We start from the raw sequence: 7088 nt of genomic DNA, 5'->3' as shown, positions 1-7088 counted from the left end.
CGAAGTGGCACTCAGCGAAACGGTGCTGGTGTCGAGGGTGTCGTTGACGGTGGTCACCGCCGGTGTATCACTGGCGACCAGATTCTCGAAATTACCGCCGGTCGCATCTTGGATGGTTGCTTCGACGGTGCCGGCGTCTTTGTAGACGTCGTCCTTCGGCGCATCGATGGTCACGGAACCGGTGGATTTACCCGCTTCGATGGTGATGACGGCGCCGTTCGACAAGGTCACGGTGACCGGAGTGCCGGCGGCGTTGGTCAGGGTCGCGGTGTAGGTGATCTGGCCACCCTCATCCACGGCACCGGTCGCAGTCAGCGATAGGTTGGTGGTGTCCGCAGTGTCAGTGATAGAGGTATCCGCTGACTTGCCGTCGACGTCCAGCTTCTCGTAGTTGCCGCCCTTCGCATCGTCGATCTTGACGCTCAGCGTGCTGCCACCGGCCAGTGCATCATTTGGCGCAACGAAGTCGACAGAACCGCTGCTCGATCCGACTGGAATGGTGATGGTCTGGCCATTGGACAGGGTCACAACCACGGGCGAACCGGTGACCGGTGCCGACACGGACGCGGTATAAACCACGGTGCCGCCTTCGGCGACGTTCGAAGTGGCACTCAGCGAAACGGTGCTGGTGTCGAGGGTGTCGTTGACGGTGGTCACCGCCGGTGTATCACTGGCGAACAGCTTCTCGAAATTACCGCCGGTCGCGTCTTGGATGGTCGCTTCAACGGTGCCGGCGTCTTTGTAGACATCGTCCTTCGGCGCATCGACGGTCACGGAACCGGTGGTTTTGCCTGCTTCGATGGTGATGACGGCGCCGTTCGACAAGGTCACGGTGACCGGCGTGCCGGCGGCGTTGGTCAGGGTCGCGGTGTAGGTGATCTGGCCACCCTCATCCACGGCACCGGTCGCAGTCAGCGACAGGTTGGTGGTGTCCGCAGTGTCAGTGATAGAGGTATCCGCCGACTTGCCGTCGACGTCCAGCTTCTCGTAGTTACCGCCCTTGGCATCGTCGATCTTCACGCTCAAGGAACCACCGCCCGCGAGGGCATCATTTGGCGCAACGAAGTTGACAGAACCGCTGCTTGAGCCGACCGGAATGGTGATGGTCTGGCCGTTCGACAGGGTCACAACCACCGGCGAACCGGTGACAGGCGAAGATACGGACGCGGTGTAAACCACAGTCCCGCCTTCAGCCACAGTGCTGCTCGCGGTGAGGTTGACCGTCGAAGTGTCGATGGTGTCGTTGACGGTGGTCACCGCCGGTGTATCGCTGGCGACCAGATTCTCGAAATTGCCGCCGGTCGCATCTTTGATGGTTGCTTCGACGGTGCCGGTGTCTTTGTAGACGTCGTCCTTTGGCGCGTCGACGGTCACGCTGCCCGTAGTCGCGCCAGCGGCGATGGTGATCACCGCACCGTTCGACAAGGTCACGGTGACCGGCGTGCCGGCGGCGTTGGTCAGGGTCGCGGTGTAGACGATGGAACCGCCTTCCGCGACCGAATCGGTAGCGCTCAGGCTGAGGGTGGTGGTTTCAGCGGTGTCGGTAACCGAGGTATCCGCCGACTTGCCGTCGATTTCCAATTTTTCGTAGTTACCGCCCTTCGCATCGTCGATCTTGACGCTCAGGGAGGTGCCACCGGTCAGGGCATCATTTGGCGCAACGAAGTTAACAGAACCGCTGCTTGAGCCAACCGGGATAGTGATGATCTGGCCATTCGACAGGGTCACAACGACTGGCGAACCGGTGACCGGTGCGCTGACAGACGCGGTGTAAACCACGGTGCCGCCTTCAGCCACAGTGCTGGTCGCGGTGAGGTTGACGGTCGAAGTATCGAGGGTATCGGTCACCTCGGTGACCGCTGCCGCCGGATTGGTGGCCAGGTTTTCGAAGTTGCCGCCCGCAGAGTCCTTGATCGTGACTTCAACCTGGCCGGCGTCTTTGTAGACGTCGTCTTTTGGTGCGTCGACGGTCACGGAGCCGGTAGTCGCACCGGCCGCGATGGTGATGATCGCGCCGTTGCTCAGCGTGACGGTGACCGGAGTCCCGGCGGTGTTGGTCAGGGTCGCGGTATAAACAATGGAACCACCTTCAGCGACTGAGTCAGTCGCCGAGAGGCTAAGGGTAGTGGTGTCCTGGGTATCGGTGATCGAGGTATCGGCCGACTTGCCGTCGACGTCCAGCTTCTCGTAATTACCACCTTTAGCATCGTCGATCTTGACGCTCAGCGAGCTGCCACCGGCCAGTGCATCATTTGGCGCAACGAAGTTGACAGAGCCGCTGCTCGATCCGACCGGAATGGTGATGGTCTGACCGTTCGACAGGGTGACAATCACCGGCGAGCCGGTCACTGGCGAAGTCACGGACGCGGTGTAAACCACGGTGCCGCCCTCGGCGACATTCGCGGTGGCACTCAGCGAAACGGTGCTGGTGTCGAGGGTGTCGTTAACGGTGGTCACCGCCGGTGTATTGCTGGCAACCAAATTCTCGAAATTGCCGCCGGTCGCGTCTTTGATCGTCGCTTCAACGGTGCCAGTGTCTTTATAGACGTCATCCTTCGGCGCATCGACAGTCACGGAGCCAGTGGTTTTGCCCTCTTCGATGGTGATTACGGCGCCGTTGCTCAGCGTCACGGTGACCGGAGTCCCGGCGGCATTGGTTAGGGTTGCGGTGTAGGTGATCTGGCCACCTTCATCCACCGAACCGCTGGCGGTCAGCGACAGGTTAGTGGTGTCCTGGGTATCAGTCACCGAGGTGTCGGCTGATTTGCCGTCAACTTCCAGCTTCTCGTAATTACCACCTTTTGCATCGTCGATCTTGACGCTCAACGAGCCGCCACCAGCCAACGCATCATTTGGTGCAACGAAGTTGACAGAACCGCTGCTCGAGCCAACCGGAATGGTGATGGTCTGGCCATTCGACAGGGTCACAAGCACCGGCGAACCGGTGACTGGCGCGGACACGGAAGCCGTGTAAACCACGGTGCCGCCCTCGACAACGTCTGCGGTAGCCGTCAGCGAAACGGTGCTGGTATCGAGGGTGTCAGTCACGTCAGTGACCGCTGGCGTCGGGTCCGTCACCAGGTTCTCAAAGTTGCCCCCAGCGGCGTCCGCGATGGTGACTTCAGCCTTGCCGGCATCTTTATAAACATCATCGGCAGGCGCATCGACGCTCACGCTGCCGGTGGTCGCGCCGGCAGCGATGGTGATCACCGCACCGTTCGACAAGGTCACGGTAACCGGTGTCCCGGCCGGATTGGTCAGGGTCGCGGTGTACAGAATCTGACCACCTTCGGCCACTTCGGTGGACGCCGACAGGCTCAGGCCGGTGTCGTCTTTCGAATCGGTAATGGTGGTGAGCGCCGGTTCGGTGCTCGGGGTCAGTTGCTCGAAATTGCCGCCGGTGGTACCGGTGATCGTCGTGCTGACGATGCTGCCATTGTTGTAGACGTCGTTGGTCGCGGTATCGACAGTCACGCTGCCGGTAGTCTTGCCCGCTTCGATGGTAATGACCGAGCCATTGCTCAAGGTCACGGTCATCGGCGTGCCGGCTGGGTTGGTCAGGGTGGCGGTGTAGGTGATCTGGCCGCCTTCGACGACGGTGCCGGTGGCACTGAGGCTCAGGCCGGTGTTGTCGATCGAGTCGGTGATGGTGGTGACTGCCGGCGTGGTGCTCGGTACGAGGTTCTCGAAGTTGCCGCCGGTAGCGCCGGTGATTGTGGTGCTGACGGTGCTGCCGTTGTTGTAGACGTCATTGGCCGAGGTGTCGACGTTCACGGAACCGGTGGTGTTGCCGGCTTCGATGGTGATGGTCGAACCGTTGGACAGGGTGACGGTGACCGGCGTTTGCGCCGGGTTGGTCAGCGTCGCGGTGTAGGTGATCTGGCCACCTTCAGTGACGCTGCCGGTGGCGGTCAGGCTCAGGCCAGTATCGTCGACCGAATCGGTGATGGTGGTAACCGCCGGAGTTGGGTTCGGCACCAGATTTTCGAAATTGCCGCTGGTAGTCCCGGTAATTGTGGTGCTGACGGTACTGCCGTTGTTGTAGACATCGTTCGTCGGTGTCGGAACGTTCACGCTGCCGGTGGTGTTCCCAGCGGCGATGGTGATGGTCGAGCCGTTGGACAGGGTGACGGTGACCGGCGTTTGCGCCGGGTTGGTCAGGGTCGCGGTGTAGGTGATCTGACCGCCTTCAGTGACGGTCGAGCCGGCCGTCAGTGTGACGGTAGTGGTGTCGGCGGAATCGGTAATGGTGGTGACCGCCGGAGTCGGGTTCGGCACCAGGTTCTCGAAGTTGCCACCGGTAGCGCCCGTGATCGTGGTGCTGACGGTATTGCCGTTGTTGTAGACGTCATTGGCAGGCGTCGGAACATTGACGCTGCCAGTGGTGTTGCCGGCGGCGATGGTGATGGTCGAACCGTTGGATAAGGTGACGGTGACCGGCGTCTGCGCCGGGTTGGTCAACGTCGCGGTGTAGGTGATCTGCCCGCCTTCGGTAACGGTCGAGCCCGCTGACAGCGTGACGGTGGAGGTGTCGACGGTGTCGGTGACCTGGGTCACGGCTGGAACGGTCGGCGGGGTGACCACGATACCGCTGCCGCCCGTGGTGCCGGTGACGGTCACGTTGACCTGGGTCGGATCGTTATAAACCGTGTCGTTCGGTGCCAGCGGGACGTTGACGGTTCCGGTGGTTTGGCCGGCTGCGATCACAATCACCGAGCCGTTGGACAGGGTGATGGTCAGGTCGGTCAGTGGCGCCTGGGTCAGGGTCGCGGTGTAAACCAGCACGCCCCCGGCCTCGGTGATGGTCGGCGTTGCACTCAGGCTCAGGGTCGATTCGCGCAGGGCATTGGTGCTGGTATCAGCAGTCTGGCCGCCGGTGGTGTCTTGTGTTGCCAACGCGGCCGTGGCGAGACCCTCAGTCGGGAAGCCGATAGTCGGGTCGACCCGGGCAGCGGTTGCCTCCAGGGCCACGAAGCTGTGGCCACCGCCGGTAGAGCCGCCCCCGCTCGCAGCCGTAGGGCCGGCGGCGGTGGCTTCAAGGGCGGTGGTCGGGTCGACACCGGCGGCGATGGCTTGCTGCAATTCGTCAACCGATGGCGCGGCTTGTGCAGTGGCTTGCGCAAGGTCGGCGCTGGAATCCGGATCGCTGCCGCTCCACTGAGTGTCGCGGCCCAGGTCCAGGGTGCGGCCATCAGCCAGTTCGAGCGTAATGGCACCGGCGGCACCAGTGTCTACCTGATCGCCGACCAACAACCGGTCGCCTTCAACGAGTACGCGGCGGATGCCTTCTGGCGACACCGCGAAAACCTGACCAACAATGCTTTTGACGATGGCAACAACACTGCTCATTGAAGACTCTCCGGGTGTCACGTTCAGTTGACTTCCATGAACCGGGCAGCGTATTCGCCGATCGGGGCTGGACGTACTTTCAAAATGTTTAGTTCATAACTTTGACGCGATAATCGTCAATAAATTGGCTATATTTTTTCGAAATTAACTTTATGCCAAACTATTGACCTTAGGAGAGCCATCCTAAACAATCGTCCTAGTAATGTCACATTGATATTTAAGCGGCGACCTGTCCTGCAGCGTGTGATCCAGTTCCGATTTTGAACTTTCCGACATACGGTCATTCCGGTTGCCATCATCCGATGCAGCGCCACGTTCTGCAGTGATTCAAGATAAGAAGTCCCGGGAAATTCCAACTATGCGTTTGCACCTGTTCAAGGTTCTACCCTTCGCCCTTGCCACCAGTTTTGTTCAGGCGCAAAGCCTTCCTCAGGCCATGCAGCAGGCGCTGGATGTCCATCCGGAAATTCAGGCAGGGGTCAACAGTCGATTGGCCGCGGATTATCAGTTAAAGGCAGCCAAAGGTGGATACCTGCCAAGGGTCGATCTGCTCGGTGGTTATGGTCGCGAAGGCACCGACAGCGTCACCACCCGTGCCGCCGGCAACAACAATCACTGGGAAACGCTGAACCGCAGCGAGTCAAGTTTACGTCTGTCGCAGATGGTATTTGACGGTTTTGCGACGTCCAGCGAAGTAGGGCGTCAACAAGCCACCGTTAATTCCCGCGCTTATTCCTTGCTGGGCACATCGGAACGTACCGGCCTGACCGTCGCTCAGGTCTATCTCGATGTATTGACTCGCCGCGAATTCGTGCGCCTGGCCGAAGACAATCTGAAGAACCACGAACGGATTCTTGACCAGATCAAATTGCGCACCCAGCGCGGCGTGGGCAGCGGCGCCGACCTTGATCAGGCAGACGCGCGCATGGCCCAGGCGCGCAACAACCTGATCACTGAACAGACCAACCTGGCGGATGCCGAAACCAACTTCCTCAGCGCCGTCGGCCAAATGCCCGATCAGCTGGAGCGGCCTGCCGATTTTATGGCACTGTTGCCGGCCAACCTGAATGAAGCGCGGGCGCAGATGCTGGAAAACAGCCCGATCCTGCGCTCCGCCGAATCCGATATCGCCGCCGCCGAGAAGCAGTACGAAGCCGCCAAGTCGAGCTTCTACCCGCGCTTCGATGCCGAATTGGGTCGCAGCGCCGATAACGATCTCGACGGTCAGAACGGTCACAGCAACGAATGGCAGGCCATGCTGCGCATGCGCTTCAATTTGTATGCCGGTGGTAGCAATAAGGCTGATCTGGAATCCAAGTCCTACCTGTCGAACCAGGCGCTGGACATTCGCAACAATGCCCTGCGCGTGTTGAACGAAGAACTGGGCCTGGCCTGGAATGCCCTGAATAACGCCAACGCCCAAGTGCCGATCGCCCAGCAATATGTCGATCGCAGCGCCAGCGTGCGCAGCGCGTATCAGAAGCAGTTCAGCCTCGGCGAACGGACATTGCTCGACTTGCTCGACAGTGAAAACGAGCTGTTCAGCGCTTCCCGTCGGTTGGCCGAGATCAAAAACATTCAGTTATTTACTCAGTACCGAATCAAGGCGACCATGGGCGAATTGCTCAAAAGTCAGGGCGTAGTCGCACCGTTGGCATCCGTTGTGCAAAACGACGTGAAGCCCAAGGTTCAGTTGCCCGGGATGAATTGAGTCCTGCCCCATTTCAATCGTTAGCCAA

At 60.3% G+C, this 7088-nt stretch carries 2 protein-coding genes; one reads left to right on the top strand and one right to left on the bottom strand.

What is annotated here, in order from left to right:
* On the bottom strand, positions 1 to 5349 hold a 5349-nt coding region (locus NHU87_RS08510; RefSeq protein ID WP_253547378.1), incomplete at its 3' end, for a retention module-containing protein.
* 358 nt (positions 5350 to 5707) lie between these two features.
* Between NHU87_RS08510 and NHU87_RS08505 the strand changes: the two genes are divergently transcribed.
* Positions 5708 to 7060, top strand: coding sequence for a TolC family outer membrane protein (locus NHU87_RS08505; RefSeq protein ID WP_253547376.1), 1353 nt, complete (start codon positions 5708 to 5710; stop codon positions 7058 to 7060).
* Positions 7061 to 7088: the final 28 nt, after the last annotated feature.

The sequence above is a fragment of the Pseudomonas mandelii genome, assembly GCF_024138395.1.
Taxonomy (GTDB): domain Bacteria; phylum Pseudomonadota; class Gammaproteobacteria; order Pseudomonadales; family Pseudomonadaceae; genus Aquipseudomonas; species Aquipseudomonas mandelii_E.
This window is presented reverse-complemented; position numbering and strand designations above follow the sequence as displayed.